Source organism: Sphingobacterium cellulitidis, assembly GCF_043187465.1.
Classification (GTDB): domain Bacteria; phylum Bacteroidota; class Bacteroidia; order Sphingobacteriales; family Sphingobacteriaceae; genus Sphingobacterium; species Sphingobacterium cellulitidis.
On sequence record NZ_CP171136.1, the window covers coordinates 2,900,105 to 2,917,189 of the forward strand.

The 17,085-nt window shown below is 35.9% G+C and carries 17 protein-coding genes; 9 read left to right on the forward strand and 8 right to left on the reverse strand.

The window, feature by feature from the left end:
- Positions 1-43: 43 nt before the first annotated feature.
- From ACF3OC_RS12840 to ACF3OC_RS12855, 4 genes are all read right to left on the reverse strand, one after another.
- The gene (locus ACF3OC_RS12840; protein WP_392469349.1) at positions 44-1,144 is read right to left on the reverse strand and encodes a hypothetical protein; all 1,101 of its coding nucleotides are present in this window, start codon (positions 1,142-1,144) and stop codon (positions 44-46) included.
- Between the two features lie 240 nt (positions 1,145-1,384).
- Entirely contained in the window at positions 1,385-2,338 is a 954-nt protein-coding gene (locus tag ACF3OC_RS12845) for a DUF4407 domain-containing protein (RefSeq protein WP_392469350.1), read from the reverse strand.
- 1 nt (position 2,339) lies between these two features.
- A complete protein-coding gene (locus ACF3OC_RS12850; protein ID WP_094255815.1) occupies positions 2,340-2,894 on the reverse strand; it encodes a hypothetical protein in 555 nt (184 codons plus the stop codon).
- Between the two features lie 4 nt (positions 2,895-2,898).
- Positions 2,899-3,177 carry an HNH endonuclease gene (locus ACF3OC_RS12855; protein WP_169715136.1) on the reverse strand — a complete coding sequence of 93 codons (279 nt, stop codon included), beginning with the start codon at positions 3,175-3,177 and terminating at the stop codon, positions 2,899-2,901.
- A 401-nt stretch (positions 3,178-3,578) separates the two neighbouring features.
- Between ACF3OC_RS12855 and ACF3OC_RS12860 the strand changes: the two genes are divergently transcribed.
- On the forward strand, positions 3,579-4,397 hold the full coding sequence (locus ACF3OC_RS12860) for a sterol desaturase family protein (RefSeq protein ID WP_094282649.1): 819 nt from the start codon (positions 3,579-3,581) through the stop codon (positions 4,395-4,397).
- 65 nt (positions 4,398-4,462) lie between these two features.
- On the opposite strand, the gene ACF3OC_RS12865 is transcribed toward ACF3OC_RS12860, so the two are convergent.
- On the reverse strand, positions 4,463-5,158 hold the full coding sequence (locus ACF3OC_RS12865; protein ID WP_392469351.1) for a hypothetical protein: 696 nt from the start codon (positions 5,156-5,158) through the stop codon (positions 4,463-4,465).
- Between the two features lie 290 nt (positions 5,159-5,448).
- Between ACF3OC_RS12865 and ACF3OC_RS12870 the strand changes: the two genes are divergently transcribed.
- The 8 genes from ACF3OC_RS12870 (at position 5,449) to ACF3OC_RS12905 (ending at position 11,186) form a co-directional block, all read left to right on the forward strand.
- Entirely contained in the window at positions 5,449-6,645 is a 1,197-nt protein-coding gene (locus ACF3OC_RS12870) for a hypothetical protein (RefSeq protein ID WP_392469352.1), read from the forward strand.
- A gap of 231 nt (positions 6,646-6,876) precedes the next feature.
- Complete coding sequence (locus ACF3OC_RS12875; protein ID WP_392469353.1) at positions 6,877-8,121, forward strand: MFS transporter; 1,245 nt, start codon at positions 6,877-6,879, stop codon at positions 8,119-8,121.
- 93 nt (positions 8,122-8,214) lie between these two features.
- Positions 8,215-8,712: a YdeI/OmpD-associated family protein gene (locus tag ACF3OC_RS12880; protein ID WP_392469354.1), complete on the forward strand. Its 498-nt coding sequence runs from the start codon at positions 8,215-8,217 to the stop codon at positions 8,710-8,712.
- 100 nt (positions 8,713-8,812) lie between these two features.
- Positions 8,813-9,151 (forward strand): hypothetical protein, encoded by a 339-nt coding sequence (locus ACF3OC_RS12885; RefSeq protein WP_094255822.1) that lies wholly within the window; start codon positions 8,813-8,815, stop codon positions 9,149-9,151.
- Positions 9,144-9,704, forward strand: coding sequence for an RNA polymerase sigma factor (locus ACF3OC_RS12890; protein ID WP_392469355.1), 561 nt, complete (start codon positions 9,144-9,146; stop codon positions 9,702-9,704). The genes ACF3OC_RS12885 and ACF3OC_RS12890 overlap by 8 nt, the downstream gene beginning before the upstream one ends.
- Positions 9,685-10,032: a hypothetical protein gene (locus ACF3OC_RS12895; RefSeq protein ID WP_182498214.1), complete on the forward strand. Its 348-nt coding sequence runs from the start codon at positions 9,685-9,687 to the stop codon at positions 10,030-10,032. The genes ACF3OC_RS12890 and ACF3OC_RS12895 overlap by 20 nt, the downstream gene beginning before the upstream one ends.
- Before the next feature lie 96 nt (positions 10,033-10,128).
- Positions 10,129-10,632 (forward strand): GNAT family N-acetyltransferase, encoded by a 504-nt coding sequence (locus ACF3OC_RS12900; protein ID WP_218824034.1) that lies wholly within the window; start codon positions 10,129-10,131, stop codon positions 10,630-10,632.
- 8 nt (positions 10,633-10,640) lie between these two features.
- Positions 10,641-11,186 carry an AAA family ATPase gene (locus ACF3OC_RS12905; RefSeq protein WP_277711286.1) on the forward strand — a complete coding sequence of 182 codons (546 nt, stop codon included), beginning with the start codon at positions 10,641-10,643 and terminating at the stop codon, positions 11,184-11,186.
- Between the two features lie 55 nt (positions 11,187-11,241).
- Here ACF3OC_RS12905 and ACF3OC_RS12910 read toward each other — a convergent pair whose 3' ends face one another.
- The 3 genes from ACF3OC_RS12910 to ACF3OC_RS12920 form a co-directional block, all read right to left on the reverse strand.
- Entirely contained in the window at positions 11,242-12,822 is a 1,581-nt protein-coding gene (locus ACF3OC_RS12910; protein WP_392469356.1) for a RagB/SusD family nutrient uptake outer membrane protein, read from the reverse strand.
- Positions 12,823-12,840: 18 nt separating this feature from the next.
- Complete coding sequence (locus tag ACF3OC_RS12915; RefSeq protein WP_392469357.1) at positions 12,841-15,966, reverse strand: SusC/RagA family TonB-linked outer membrane protein; 3,126 nt, start codon at positions 15,964-15,966, stop codon at positions 12,841-12,843.
- Between the two features lie 419 nt (positions 15,967-16,385).
- Positions 16,386-17,051 (reverse strand): NAD-dependent epimerase/dehydratase family protein, encoded by a 666-nt coding sequence (locus tag ACF3OC_RS12920; RefSeq protein ID WP_392469358.1) that lies wholly within the window; start codon positions 17,049-17,051, stop codon positions 16,386-16,388.
- Positions 17,052-17,085: the final 34 nt, after the last annotated feature.

Here is a 17,085-nt window from a genome sequence, read left to right on the forward strand (position 1 = left end):
AATACGGTTTTTTAGGTAAATATCTACTTAGGTCATCTTAAATTTATTGAGCCTCTTCGATGATGATCTTGGAAATATTGATTTCCTTGGCATCATCTGAATCTAAAATCAATTCCTTGTTATCCATCCAATATTTATCGGATTTTTCTTGGTCCTGGGCGTTATAGGCTGAAACGAAAACATGACCATTCTTTACAAATAAATTATCTAGCATCATTTCATTAGCTGGGAGATCCAAATGTTTCTTACCATCCTTCCAAACCACTATTTTTGCATTACTTTCATTTCTAAAACTCACCGCAACATAAGTAGTACTTCCTTCCATGAAAGTTCTGATATTACCAACATCAACCCGATTCACATCATTGGTCTTTGCAATGGATTGATAGAGTTTGTTATTCTTATGGATAGTTATATAAGGGTCTTTATTATTTCTATTAAGGAGATTTATTATGAATAAATAGGTGTCATTTTGATGAAAAATGACGTTTTGCATAGTTTCAGGGTATTTCTTTTCCATGTGGATCTTACCATTTTTCCAAAGTGTGGAATTTTCCATATGCCCTAGAACATACACTTCATTATTCATTCCTCTAAACTCCCGAATATCAGGTTTTTTGTTGTTTCGGATTTCAAGTGGCCATAATTTTCCATTTTTCAAAATATCAGTGGAGCTAACTTTATTATTCTCGTAAACTGTTCTTTTTACATAGATATCTTTTGAATTGGAAACATAGATCATATTTCCTGTAGCAAAGACATTTTGTTCAAGGATATGTTTCTTACCATTGACCCAATAAACTGGTTTTCGAGAAGTTACATCCGAGCCAACAGCACCTTCAAATCCAGTTACGTAGATATCCTGTCCGAGCATAAAGGCATCGAGGACATTACCCCCATTTTCTGAGCCTTCCAAGTAGTTGATTTTTCCATTAAACCAATGTACTGGTCTACTTCCTAAAGGATCCCCTTCCTTTTGAACATTTCCAAATGCATGAACTTTAAGCCCTTTATAGAACTCCTCGAATTCATCTGGTTCGCCCGAGTCATCAGGGTGCTTATCTTTTTTACAAGAACTCAAAGTAAATAAAACAGCAAATAATAAAATAGTTAAGGATTGAATGGAAATTATCTGTCTTCTCATAGTGTGATGTATTAAGGATTCAATAGATAATATTCTAAAATGAATTTTTGAATATTAATTTTCCTCTGAAACAAATATGCCTAGTAATTGGTAGAGAAAAAAACAAATGACTGGCATTTTTATATAAAAAAAGCAGCCCTGAAACCAGATTTCTAATAATCTGACTTCAGGACTGCCTATTTTTATCCTCTTTTCAAATCCCAGAAAAGGGATTCAAGAATTAAAATATAATACGTTTATCTAGCCATTCAGCCGTTCCAGCATTCTCATTCGGACTTCCGTTTGGTGGTTGATCAATTTGTCATAATCCGAGGCCTTATCTGTAAGCTTGATAGTCACGACAAATAGTTCAATGGACAAAAAGAAGAAAAAGAAAAGCAGATATACTGTCAATCCAATTTTCGAACTTGTAATAACTTCATGCAGGATATTTAATTCATCGATAAAACCAGATGACTTCCTAAGGTCCTTTTCCTTATTCGCACGTATCGAGTCCAGGGAGCCGATGGTTTTGAATTTCTGACCGTTCAGAACATTGATTTGTTCATTAATCTGTTCCAATTCCCTTTTTTTAGGGTTTTCGTTCACCATTTTATTAGTTGAATTGGTACTATTAATTCTATTCCCTTGATTATCACGTGTTACCGAAGTATTGGTATAAGAAGTGACGATCACTGGATTTTTCTGTAAATCTTCGGACACGACTTTTTGCCTGGCCTCCAATTGTTGAATACTGGCATCTATGCTTTTCACCTGTTCATCGACATCATTTTCAGAATTTTTGATAGCGATTTTAACGCGATCTTCCATTATCTGAGTTTTCTTAAGTTCGATATCATCCTTAAAGATAATTTGATCTAAGATAAAAGATCCTAGAATTGCCATCACAAGTGCAAGAGCAACCCGGAAGGTAACGGACCATTTATTGACTTTAGTAGAAAGGATAATAATTCTTTCAATCTGAATAACGACAAAAGCAGCGATGACAGATGCAAGAATACCTCCTACTACACCGACATTCAGATATCGAACAGCGAATGAATAGGCAATAAACATCCAAACCAGGACAATCAATAACACGGCAGAGGTAAATTTTTTGACAGCTTTCGAGCTTTGTTCACTAGAATGTTGAACTAAATAATAGTTATAACCTGTAAGGAAACAACCAAATTTAAGCCATGGGTTCTTTTTCATGTTAAAACTCTTTAGACAGTAGGGTTCTTTGTGTTATTGAGGCTAGACCTTTGGTAAATCCTCTATTGTAGGCAAGAATAGCTCTTTCAAACAAACCAGAATCCGTTTTTAGGGATTCTTCGATATCCACAACTTTTCGGATATGGTTTTCAAGGTCTTCTTTTTTGGTTACGAGTTCTTCAACAAGATCCACCAATCCAGATCTTTTGCGGGAATTGATATGAAATTCCAGTTCCTTTAGGAAAGAATCGTGATAGGTTTTAACCTTAGAAATAATAATTTCGAGGTCGAATTTTATCAAACGGAGGTTATCGTCTTTATAACGTTCATCTGGGCTTGTTAGAGCATCATTGAAGCCTTTAGTTTCAAAATCAGACTGAAGGTAAGAATAGATGGCATTGATACCTGTAAAGGAACTAATTGGCGCTGTCCAATCTTGATTGAGGTCTTTTTCTACAAAAATATCCTCTGGAATAGGTGGTAAATGGCCATTGAGCAAAGCATCTTCAGGAGAGCTTTCATTTTGTTTTTTCTTAAAAAAATTAAATAGACCCATTAGATTAAATGTATTTGGTTGGAACTTTATATTTACGGTGACCTCGTTTATGGCACAAGGCACAAAGAGTAATCAAAAGATTGCTGGGATAGTCCCAAGGTTCTTTAAATTGGTTAAGCCGATTGATAAAATGATACTGACGGTGATGGACTTGTAATTGGTGGACATCTTGACAAATGACACATCTATTTTGATCCCTCTCCATGATTGCTTTACGCTTTTGTTTCCACCTAATATCAAACAGGGTGGCGCCATAAGTACCATGAGTATCTGGAGTATTCATCGACAAAAAATTAATAATTTGTAAGCTCGCGCTTGTTAGTTTGGGGCTAAAGTAATAAGAGTTCTCAAAATATTTTCCAGAAGATCTGCAAAACCGGTTAGGTTTGGCAAATAAATTAATTTTTGTAGCGAAATGATTATTTTTTCAAAAATTAGCTATTTAATAAAATTTCTTAGTAACTTAAACTATTCTTTATAGATATTACTTGAAATTGATAGTTAAACACACATCTAATCCTTGCCACTTAGCAGGTTCTAGCTTTTCCCTAAATTATTTGCAGTAGTCTTTTCAGACAATCATCCTCTATCAGGAATTTTGATTTGCTATATCCCTTGAATTTTTCCCGAAACTATTTCAATCCTTGCGTTTTTTAAGATTTTATTAATCTAAATAATATTGAAATGGAATTACTTGAAAGCATTTTAAGTATGGATCCGAATTATTTGATAATCGGATTACTGGCTCTCTTTTTTACCTTGGAGCAGATTAGTTCTAATCCATTTTCCTTCAAAAAAAGAGGGGAACATCTGATTCAAAACATCCTGTTTCAGATCACACTAACCTTGATGAACCTATTTTTTGTTGTGCTCCAGGTCTACTGTATCGAGTGGCTCAACAATCATAAAATAGGCTTATTATTTTATGTTCAGCTGCCATTTTGGGTGAAGCTAATTTTGAGCGTCATGCTGTATGATTTTTCGACCTATTGGATTCATCGGGCAGCACACAAGGTTCCCTTACTCTGGCGGCTGCATCGTGTACATCATAGCGATACCAGCATGGACTCCTCCAGTAGTTTTCGGTTTCATCCCTTGGAGATGATCCTCGTCTATCAAACCGGAAATATCTTATCAGCAGGAATCTTCGGGACAGATATTCTATCCTTAGGATTATATTACTTTATCCTCTATATCTTTCTTTTCTTGGAGCATTCCAATTTACATTTTCCGACCTGGCTAAATAAGACTTTCGGGTTAATATTCGTAATGCCAGATCATCATCGGGTCCACCATGATCAAAACCAATTTTTTACGGATAGCAATTATGCTGATATTTTCATTGTCTGGGACCGCATATTTGGAACTTTTAAATCCCTAAAGGTCAAGGATATGAAATACGGATTAATCGAGTTTGATTCAGATGAAAAGCAGAGTTTTTTATATCTGATGAAGAGCCCATTCATCAATATTAAGCGCGTGAAAGGCCAAGATGTTCATTAAATAAATAAAGGGTTGGATAAGAAAATCCAGCCCATTTTATTTGACCTAAAAAAAATAAAGGTCTCTTATTCTAACCCACTAGTTTCCAAGAGCCTATTGCTCAAAGGAACCCTATTGTTCCCTATGGTTTTTGCCATGCTTTTGCTATCCCCTATTCTTTCACTAATAAAATCGGAATCAAAAGCTATACGAGCCTGTCCATTCGAAATAAAATTGCCTCCACCTTTGGAATCATCGATCATGATAATACCAGTCTTACAATTTTTGACATTTCCATCATTACCTAATTCAGCTGAAATAATCATTCCGATGATTGCGGAAGAAGATCCCACCGTGGACTTAACCTTTCCATAAATGGTAAATTTATTACCAGTCCCGGAGATTGCCGTAGTGATACTGGTATCTCTGTTATGTATAAAATTCTCACCATACAAAAGAATACTAAAGTCCTTATTATTTTGGCCTGAGAGTTCAATTTTGGCATCTTGGAAACGATGACCAGGACGATCAGAAGCGATATTACTCGTATCCAGGATATGCGGTTTAATGGCAAATTTACCTTCTACCGTTGGTGGTTTTACACCTGAATGGATAACAAAGTCTAATTTCTTTAACGTATCTAGATATTGTTTAGGAATAATATCCTCAATTCTTTCGGTTAGAATTTTTTCATCCTCGACTTCATTCCCATCCTTATCACAGGAAATCAGAATAAATGAAAGTAATAGCGCAGTAAGTGTGATTTTCGGTAAGCCTTTCATAAAGTATATTATTTATTGAATTCAAAAGTATGGACAAGAAGACTAAAAACCACTACCTGTTAAAATGGCTTTTTTTGTCCTCGAAAACAGGTATATACTGTTAAAAAATACCTAAGCGTAGGTATTGAAAATGATGAATAAGCGGCTTAAATTTAACTAGCAAAAGATATTGTTTTGCAACAAACTAATTATTAACCTATTATAATATGCTTGGGTTCATATTAATTAGAATAGGTGATATCAGGATGGTTATTCTCTCAGAAGCGACACATTCCAACTAACTAAATATTATGAAAGCAAAATTATTAGCAGTATTGATGCTCTTTGCCATCAATTTGGCAAATAGCCAACCTTACGAAATGGTCAAAGAGGTAGATTCTACCGTATTAATCAATCTTCAAAAGCAGGTGGATGACTTGCTCCAACAAAATCAGGCAAATTCAGAAAGAATAAATACCTTAATTACTTCCAAAGATCTGGATTCGAAGCTAAAATATGAAATCGTAAAAGGTAACCTGAAAAATGGGTTAGCCACTTTCAAATTGTTAAATGAGAAAATTAACTTTTTAAAGTCGAGACAGAAGGATAATAAACTAGATGCTGTTGTAAAGGATTTACATAATCCACAAAGCAACTCTTTGAACTTCAAATTCGATGAGGTAATCTTGGAACTAGTCAAGCAACACATTCAACCCAAAAGCAAGAATGTAGCCGGAAAAATACTTCAATCTGTTAATGAGATTACAAAAAGTCCAATTTTAGGAAGCATCCCTACGATTGCTCCTGCGATTAGCATTTCCAATGCTGTTTTGGGTTTACTACGAAGTACCAGTATTTTCAATGACGATGTCGATTATAAGAAAATAGATGCTTTTGAAAAGGACTTACATAAATACATTCAATATTATCTGGCATTGAATGAATCTACGAGCTACTTCAGAAATAATGTAGAACTGCAGACCAATGAACTTGGGATTCTACAGCAAAAATTATATGATCAGTTACTATTCTTTTCAATGACCCTAAAATATCCAAACCAAGTAAAATCACAAGAGGAAGATATTGGGGAGTACATGACCAACCTATTCAATCACTTCAACAATAAGTATGTGGAAGACCTATTGGAGAATGCAGAAAAAATGAATACCAATAAAGGTGTTTTATCTTATGATAACATCTTGATTAGTAACAATGGAAATCTAAAAGAAGCGAACAATAGGTTGGAAGAATTTATTGCATTAATCAACCAGTTTGAATTTCAATACAACAACTATATTAATATCAATGAGCAATATTATAAAAAAGTCCTAAACTCATTAGATATAGCCCAACAAAATGGCATTGCATCAGCAGATCTGGTTGAAAAGAAAAAGAAAGAGATTATTGTATTAAAAGAAGATGCCCTTAAGCAGTTTAAAATTTCCATTAATCTACCGGACTTACTATTAAATAAACAGTCCATTAAATACACTGCTAGAATATTATAGATTTTTTATAAGGTTATAAGAACTTCATTTAATTGTTTCAATTTCAAGGGGTATCCGATTCAGGTTACCTCTATTTTTTAAATAATAAATTCAATGTAACCAGAGTAACCTAACTCCTCCTCCATTAATTCGATCTTTGCCGCATATAAGAAGTGATTTTATTATTTTCGTTAAGAAACAATAAAATTCACTCCATGCAGATTCACATTAACAAAAGGCGAAACGAATAGAATGAATCAGATAAGGTTGGGTTTAAAAGAAAACTGGCAGCAGTTTAGTTTATTGATTCTGGTCAACATGATGGTTGGTGGAATGGTGGGCTTGGAGCGTACGGTGGTTCCCTTATTAGGTACGGAGATTTTTAAGATCCAGTCTGATGTTGTCATCTTTTCCTTTATTATAGCTTTCGGCTTGGTAAAAGCAATCACGAATTTAATTTCTGGCGTCTTAGCAGATAAATATACCCGTAAGCAGGTTCTGATTTGGGGCTGGTTAATAGGTTTGCCGGTTCCCTTTATTTTGGCTTTTGGACCGAGTTGGAATTGGATTTTATTTGCCAATATATTATTGGGTGTTAGCCAAGGTTTCGCCTGGTCCATGACGGTCAATATGAAGATTGACTTGGTCGGAAAAAAGAGTCGCGGACTTGCGATGGGACTGAATGAGGCGGCAGGATATGGTGCTGTTGGGCTTACAGCCTTACTCACAGGCTATTTAGCTTCGCATTATGGGTTAAGACCAGAGCCTTTTTATATTGGAATTGCCTATACCTTAATAGGCTTGTTCCTTTCCATATTTGTAATAAAAGATACCCGGCAATTTGCCTTATTGGAGGCACAACAAAACCCCGTAAACGGATTAGGGGAAACGTTTCATAAGCCAAATCTAGGCTGGGTATTTAAGGAAACTTCTTTCAAGAATAAAAACTTATTTTCAGTTTCACAAGCGGGCTTGATCAACAACTTAAATGATGGCATGTCCTGGGGTGTTTTCCCTTTGTTATTTATGTCGATGGGCGTTGGATTGGAAGGTATTGGCTGGATTAAAGCCATTTATCCAGTAGTATGGGGTATTGGTCAAATTGTTACTGGTCCCTTAGCAGATAAGTGGGGAAGAAAACCATTGATCGTTTGGGGCATGTTTGTCCAAGTTCTAGGCCACCTCTTGATAGGCTTGGAAATCTTTGAGCCTTTAACTTCAGGAATACTAGGTTCCATATTTCTGGGTATTGGAACCGCTATGGTCTACCCTGCTCTACTGGCTGCAGTAAGTGATGCAGCGCATCCGAGTTGGCGTGCATCCTCACTTGGCGTATATAGATTCTGGCGAGATATGGGCTATGCCATTGGAGCCTTGATGGCCGGAATAGTTGGAAATTTATTGGGCTTAATGTGGGCAGTGCATATTGCTGGTTTTATTACCCTGCTATCTGGAATCCTGGTTTGGATTAGGATGAAAGAAATAAAGGAAAGTTAAAATAAGAGGTCAAGAAAAATTGACCAATATTTCCACTATATTAACATCTGAAAAAACTAATTAGCAGGTCGACATTTATTAATCCTTTATTCCATGCCTCATACAAAGCAGTACACTTTTTTCAGTAAGCTTGATATTATCGGGATAAATCCTTTTGTTTTTGTTCCGGAGGAAATTCTGCAGGAATTATTTATTGATGCCAATCGTAATAAGGGAAATATTCCAATTAAGGTATCTGTGAATGGTTCAGAGTTTATCCCGCAAACATTGCTGCGATATCAGGGAGAATGGAGGTTGTATATCAATACGATGATTTTGAAGGATTCACCGAAGCGTATTGCTGAAGAATTGGAGGTAACAATTCTTTTGGATTTAGAAAGTAGGGAAATCCCAATGGATCCGAATTTTCTTTTAGCCTTAGAGAATAATCAAGAGGCCAAAAAGGTTTATGATTCATTAATTTCTTCCCTTCAAAAAGAGATTAATCGTTATATCAACAATCTAAAATCAGAAAACAGTAAGCTGAAAAACATTGATAAAGCAATCCAGTTTTTACTGGGTCAAGAAAAGTTTATTGGCAGGAAGCTATAATTAAAGCTATTATCTACTGTTCAACCTATATTTTGAAAAAAAATCAAAATTTTGTGTAACCTTTTAATCAGAATACCGCACTAATGAATAAAAACAAATTATGACAGTACTAGGTATATTAGTTCCAATTTCATTTTTTGCTTGCGTTGTACTATGTACATATTTTATTAGCAAGTTTAGGTCCGAGACAATTACCAAGCTTGGAGGTCCAGTTCCACGTCTGCCAAAGAATCCAGTTTCATGGAGAAAAATTGGAATAGTAGTAATTGGATTTGCTGTAGGCACTCTAGCCTCAGGTATGATGTATGCGACGAGCATGTTAAATAATTCAGGTTGGGATGGATTAATTATTATTGGGACGATTACTTTAACGGTAGGAGTTTCATTTATTATTGCAGACAAAAAAGAAAACAAGGAAGATCAAGGAATAGATGGATAGTCTTTACATAGACAAAGTTCTTTCTGGAGATCGCCATGCTTTTAGTTACTTTATCAGTAACTATAAAGACATGGCTTTTTCGGTTGCTCTATCTATAGTAAAAAATGAGCTTTTAGCGGAAGAAGCTACGCAAGAAGCCTTTGTCCAAGCTTATTTTTCCTTGGAAAATTTCAAGGGTCAATCAAAATTCAGCACTTGGTTTTATAAGATTGTAGTTCATTGTTCCTATAAATTGATTAGTAAAAAGAATGTGCAACAGGTTGAAATTGACCTAAACGAACATGATATAGAATTCAATGATAATGCATTGAAGACTATGATGGAGGAAGAACAGAAACAAATGATCAATAGCGTTTTGATGCGAATCCCGAGCAATGAGTCCTTGGCTTTGCGATTGTTTTATTTGGAGGAAATGTCTATACAAGACCTCTGTAGTATTACTGGCTGGACAAATGCGAATTGTAAGGTGATTTTATTTCGAGCTCGAAAAAGAATGGCCTTTGAACTTAATAAAGAAATAAACAGTTTATCATATGGAAGAGGAAAAAGATAAGATCAAAGGTTATATGCAACTGGCAAAACTTGAGATGCCTTTTGATGATTTTGATTCCAAAGTAATGGCTAGGATAGAAAAAATAGAGGCGGATAAAGCATCTATTTCAAAATCTAAAAAATATGCCTTAATATTCTTTGCTGCAGGCACCTTTTTTGGTATTTGTATTAATTACCTGTTTTCAGAGTTTATTTTGCCGAAGGTTGCAGATGTTAATATCAAAAATTACCTGAGTATTTTCTCGCAAATGCTCTATGTGATATTAGTTGTCCTTTTAAGTGACAAAATTTTAAAGTTGAAAAGGATGAGATTCGGTTCTGAAATATAGGCTGAATATTACCTTTATTTTAAATTTAATGCATCCATCATAAATCAAGATAATATTCATTAATAATTTTTACTTTTATTAAAATTATTAATGTTTATGATGGATTTAGATCAGTATAAGCTATTAAAGTTTGTGAATACTTCAATGGACTTTGACAATTACTTTCGCTTGGTAAACAATAGCAAAGTAATGGAGATGATAACTGAAAGACCCATTGAATATGTTGAGGCTCGGGAGGATTTCAAAAAATTACTAAAATTAAATTCCTTATCTCCGAATTTTGGGACTTATAAGATCTTGGATAAGTCGAAAGGCCACTTTATTGGACTTGCCAAATTAGAAATCACGGATTCCCATTCTGACATTGCGGAATTAGGCTATATCTTGATTCCTGAATACTGGGGAAAGGGTATTGCTGGGCAAATCGCAGATCATTTAATACAATATTCTAAAACAATTAAGGGTTTAAAGGGTTTATTTGCGATAATAGATCCTAAGAACTTTGCTTCGCGCCGGATCCTAACGAAAAATGGATTTCAATCTCGCGAATTCAGGGATTTTGATGGACTACCCGGAGAAATATTAGAACTGACATTTTAGAATTTTTCATGGATATAAGCACAAAAAATTATTACGTATTAACTGGCGGACCAGGCACTGGGAAAACAAGTTTGATCAATGGACTTTCAGAAAAAGGGTATCGCTGTATTCCAGAGGTTGCGCGAGAAATCATAAAAAACCAAGTAAATAATAGAGGTTCTGCCCTACCGTGGGCGGATAAAAATGGCTATGCCAAATTAATGTGGTCAGAATCGGTTAACGCATACGAGCAAACCTTAATAAATCACGAATCAGATCGTGTATTCTTTGATCGTGGGTTGCTGGATACCATTTGTTATATGGAAATGGAAGATATCCCAGTAACCGATGATTTAAAGAGTTATTTAAACAGGCCAATCTACAAAAAGGTGTTTATACTCCCTGCCTGGGAGGACATTTACATCACAGACACAGAGCGGAAGCAAACTTGGGATGAAGCCCTAAAAACAGAAGAGGCCATGCGGATGGTATATTCCAAATATGGCTATGAGGTTATAGAAATTCCAAAAATAGATATTCCAGGTCGACTTAAATTCATTGAGGAAAACCTATAAAAAAATAGAGGCTATCTGCAGAACAGATAGCCTCCTTTTTATGTAATTAATATGCTTAATTAGTTGCTTGGTAACCTTTATTCTGAGTTAGTTTAGGGTTACGTTGAAGCTCATCCAAAGAGATTGGCCATAATAAGTCAGTATCTTTGAATGTTGCACCTGAAGCATTTTGAGCACCAACCAAGTTAGTATAAGTCACTTTACCTTTTTCTGTTGGAGAAATCACAGGGAATTTTCCAGTACGAAGACAGTCATCCCACATTTTAAATTCCAAAGGTAATTCACGAAGGCGTTCAGTCCATACTTCTTCAACGAAAGCATTTAAGGACATACTTTGAAGTTCGGTTGTAATTTGAGGAACGGTTCTACCAGTTGTACTAGCACGGGCTTTAATTCTTGCCAAATATCCTGCAGCTTCAGCAGTAACTGAATTACTAGCTTTCGCAGAACTCTCCGCAGCGATTAATAAAGCCTCAGCATAACGATAGATATTCCAATCTTTAGTACCACGACCTGTATTCAACACAGCATTTTCATCCACATAATACCATACACCGGCATCATCAGATTTCCATACTTTACTTGTATTAGGGTTTTTATATTCCCAATGGAAAAATTGATTCGGTTGGATTCTTAGGTCATCTGCTTTATAGACATTTAAGAATCTTTTAGTAGGCCCATAAACGCGTTCAAAAATAGAGTATTTATCGAACACGGCAGTTGCTGCAGAATTAAAGCCATAGGTTGGCCACCAGCCGCTGGAGTTGATAGGACCATCAAATTCAAACACATAGATGGATTCAGGCAAGTTATCAGTAGTACGTAGCTTATTGTAGGCACTCTTCATTTTTAGGTCTTCATTTGCAGTCAGGCCATGAGCAGAGTTGACTACCATTTTAGAATAAGTAGAAGCTTCAGCAAATTTTCCTTGTTGCAAATAAACATTTGCCAAGGCCATTGCTGCGACGTATTTGGTAATCCGATTTTTATTGTCACTGAAAGTAACAGCTGGCAATACTTCCACCGCTTCTTTTAAATCAGCTTCAATGGTTTGATAAACCTGAGCTACTGCAGTCCGTTCTGGATAAAGGTTTGACAAATCTTCAGTAGGTTCTAAAGGCATTGGGATATCCCCAAATGTTTTCACCAAATAGAAGTAGTTGAATGCTCTGAAGAATTTGGAAGTGGCGATCAACACTTTTTTCTGATTTTCATCCGTGAAGCTAATATTTGGGATATGTTTAATAGCACCATTGGCAATATTTATGGCATCATAACTTTCTCTCCAAATGGAGTTCATGGTATTTGACACAATACGCGTATTTTCTTGTCTATTTAACAATCTTGAATACTGGCAGATCAATTCCTGATTTTCGTAGGAGTTCGTAAAATATCCGGTTAAAAAAGTGGAGATTGAGGCTGTTGGACCAAGGTAAGCGCTTCCAGCATTTCCGTAGCGTACAATTGCACCACGACGATACATGCCATTTACATTTCCGATGGCTTGGGCTTCTGTTTGATAGAAGGTTGCTAACTGTTCATTTGAATATGGATCTTCATCCAAAAATTTATTACAAGAGCTCAATCCAAGGGCTCCTGTCAATATTATAGCGAGTGCAAAATTTCTAGTTTTCATAATTATAATTCTTTAGGATTATAAGGTCAAATTAATACCGAAAGTGAAAGTTTTTGCTCTAGGGTAAGAGAAGAAAGTAACGTTTTGTCCAAACTTATACTCCCCTTGCGAGGTACTTTCAGGATCATATCCTTTAAATTCCTTACTGGTAAATAACCAAGGATTGTTTGCACTTGCATAAATACGTAGTGCAGAGATTCCCATTTTAGCGGCAAGGTCAGAAGTAAATGTATATCCAAGTTGAAGGACATTGACACGTAGGTATGAACCGTCTACAACCCATTGTGAATCCACGTTGGTATCTTGTCCAGCATGACCATTATTCGTTAGATAAATAGCTTGTTGCATCGTTCCAGGATTAGAGCCATCGTATGCATCAGTTAAGATAGCACTCAAACCATTTGTAATACCGAAACGGTCATAAGTAGAGTGATAGAACTGTTGCATGGTTTCAACACCAGCTACAAATTGAAGATCCACTGTTAGGTCGAAATTCTTGTAGTTCACAGTATTGATAAAACTTCCCATCCAGTCTGGCACACCTTGACCTAAGATTCTTTGGGTGGTTGAACGTTTTGGTCTACCGATTTTATCTTGCGTAATTTCACCTTTTTCAAAGTCTTCCACGGTATAGATTTTCTCGCGTTCGTAGCCATAGAAGCTATTTAAGTTTTCACCAACACGAATAATACCGTTAGGACCACCCACCCAGTTATTGATCAGGATATCTTCATTATTTTCACCTAATTTGACAACTTTGTTTTTGTTATAACTACCGTTTAAGTTGATATTCCAAGTCAAGTTATCATTTCTAACTGGCGTTGCAGTCATTAAGAATTCCACCCCTTGATTTCGAACTGCACCGATATTTTTCATGACATCCACAAAACCTGTAGAGTGAGGTACTGGCGCTAATAACAATAATTCGTTTGTATTTCTTAAATAATAAGAAACGTCGAAATTCAATCTATTTTGGAAAAATCCGACTTCGATACCTGCGTCATAGGTTTTTGTTTTTTCCCATTGTAAGCCTGGGTTTCCTAAGTTACCAACGATATAACCAGGTTCACGGATTCCATTGATTAGGGTCGTGAAAGCATTGATTTTGAACAAAGAAGTATAAGGATCAATTTCAGAGTTACCGGTTACCCCATAAGAAGAGTGTAATTTCAAGTTGCTGATGGTAGTCTGATCTTTCATGAATTCTTCATTGGAAACATTCCAAGCAAGACCTGCTGATGGGAAGAAACCATATTTTTTATCTTTACCGAACTTGGATGAACCGTCGGCACGAGCAGTCACGGTTACCGAGTAGCGGTCATCGTAGCTATAGTTTCCACGTACGAAGTATGAATTCATGGCCCATTTATTTGCCCCAGAACCCGGAGCTCCCGGGATAGAACCAACACCTAGGTTATTATATTCATACGCATCGGTTGTAAATCCTTCAGTGCGAGCATTGAACCCAAAATAAGTACGTTCTTGCCAAGAAAGACCTGCCATGGAGTTTATCCTATGTTTGCCAAAGGTCTTATTATAGGTCAAGTAAGTTTCTTCTTGCCAGTACAGGTCATTCCAACTATTTACTTCGGCCCAACCATTTGGTCTGGAGATGTTATTTAAAGTAATAGAAGAATAGCCTCTATATTCTTTTCTATGGTTATCAATACCAAATTGGGTTTTCAGGTCCAATCCATCTGCGAGGTGGAAAGTCAATGCGGCATTACCAAAAATTTGGGTGTTATAGCGCATTCTTTTTTGCAGTTCCAAAATGGAAACCGGATTGGCCATTCCTTCAAATGCCAACACATTAGAAACCGTTGAAGATGAAGAGTTTGTAAATTTACCATCAGGTTGACGAATTGGTAGCCAAGGTAACATTTCAATCATCGTACGACGAGCATCCTGTCCACCACCATCTTCTGGTGTGTGTTGGCCCCAAGTATGGTTTGCCAACAAGTTGATACTTGTAGATAACCACTCTTTAACCTTCGCATCATAGGCTAATTTACCATTGACACGTTTGCTATAGGTATTATTTACGACCCCTTGATTTTCGGAGTAGTTCAAATATGCCCCTACTGAAGAGTTTTCATCCCCCTGTTGGATATCAATTTGGTGATTATGGGATAATGAATTTCTAGTTGATTCTTTTTGCCAATCAGTATCATACAAAGGATTGCCATTCGAATCGAAATAATTCGGATCATTGAACCAGGTTTTTTTATCCAGGTTCCAATTTTTTCCTTGCCATTTATTTTCATTAGCAAGACCGATCATAAAGGCGTCTACCCATTCTTGCCCGCTCAACACATCCATATAGCGTTGTACGGAGTTAGTACCAATGGATCCTTGGTAGGAAATGGTTCTACGGCCATCTTTATTACCTCTTTTGGTTGTCACGAGGATTACCCCATTTGCACCCCGGGCACCATAGATTGCTGCAGAGGAAGCGTCTTTTAATACTTCAATGCTTTGAATATCATTTGGGTTTAACAAATGAAAATCCTGCATTACTACTCCATCGACCACGTATAATGGGTTTGATGAGGAGTTAATGGTGTTGGTACCACGAATAATGACGCGGTTAGCATAAGCGCCAGGCTGCCCAGAGTTGGAGTAGATGTTTACACCAGGAGCTTTACCTCTCAAGTTTTCGAGAGGGCTAAAGCTTTGGGCTTTGATCATATCCTCACCTTTAACATTGGAGATAGAACCGGTCACATCAGACTTTCTCATCGTACCATAACCTACTACGACAAGTTCTTCAATTTGTTGATCAGAGCTGACCAGGGAGAAGTTCATAGTCGATGAACTAACTGTTTTTTCTTGGGATTTAAACCCTAAGAAATTGGCAACGATCACTTGGCCAGAATTTGCTGCAATGGAGAAATTACCATTGTCATCGGTTTGGGTAGCAGTGCTAGTACCTTTTACGGAGATTGTTACTCCGCCCATAGGTTGGTTAGTACCTGCATCACGAACAACACCGGATACGGTTTGTTGTTGCAAATTCGTGGTAAGGACTACGTTAGATCCAAGGCTAACATGTGCATTAGCTGGACTGTAACTTGTTGCGAGGAGTACTAACGGAACAATCCATAGTCTATTTCCTCTACGAGTAAATTTGTCAGAATTCCACATAAAAATATAGTTAATAATAAATAATGCTAAAACGATTTATAAATTTGGTTCTAGTTGTGATTCAAACAGGTTCATTCTCTTTACCTGTTGTAGGTTATCTTTTCTTAATTTAAAGTTTAATACTAATTAACACAATAAAATTGATTTCAACTATACTTTTTAAAAAAATTATAAACTATTCTTAATGATATAGTTAAGCAAATTAATATTGCTAAATGCTTTTTTCTAACTCCTTAGCATAAGGCAAAAAACAAAAGAAATAGGCTGGATTAGATAAATAATTTAACGAGAAAAATGGCTGAAAATAAAAATTAAGGGCTAAAGAAAGGAAAAAATTCGTAGAAATTAATCGAAATAAAGGTTCTAATTTAGGCTAGGAAAAAGCCTAAATAATGTAATAAAATTCTTAAAAAGAGCTATTATTTGGACCCTAAAAAAGAGATATCTTGAACTTCCAAAATATTTTTATTGTAACCATTCAAAGTTACAACAATCATCGCCTTACCGACTTCTTCGAGGGTTAAAAAATAGGATTTATTAAAAGGTCTAAGGATTGGATATAAAGCAGCAATAAATTTCAAAACACCTTTTACATTTTTAGCTCCAGGGCTTGGTCTCATAAATGCAGGTCGAAAATTATAGACTGCCTTAAAAGGTAACTTTAAGAGATCATTTTCCGTTTTACCCTTAACCCTGGCCCACATGGTTTTTCCAATTTCAGAACTATCGGTTCCACTTCCAGAAACATAGCAGAAGGTCATATCTGCATTTTTGTTAAGCAGTTTATTCGCAAAATTTAGGGTCAATTCATAGGTAAGTTTAGTATAGTCCTGTTCATTCATTCCGATCGATGACACACCAGCACAAAAATAACAAGCATTATACTCCAAGAGTTCGTCACCTAATTCATCAATTTGAAGAATATCAGGAACGACCACTTGTTTTAATTTAGGATGTTGCAGATCATATCTTTTTCGATTAATAATCAATACTTTTTCGACAGCATCATTTTTTAAACACTCTTGTAATACCCCCTCGCCTACCATTCCGGTGGCTCCGGTAATAATTACATTAATTTTTTGCATAAAACATTTTTAAACCCTTTAATCCTTTAGAAAA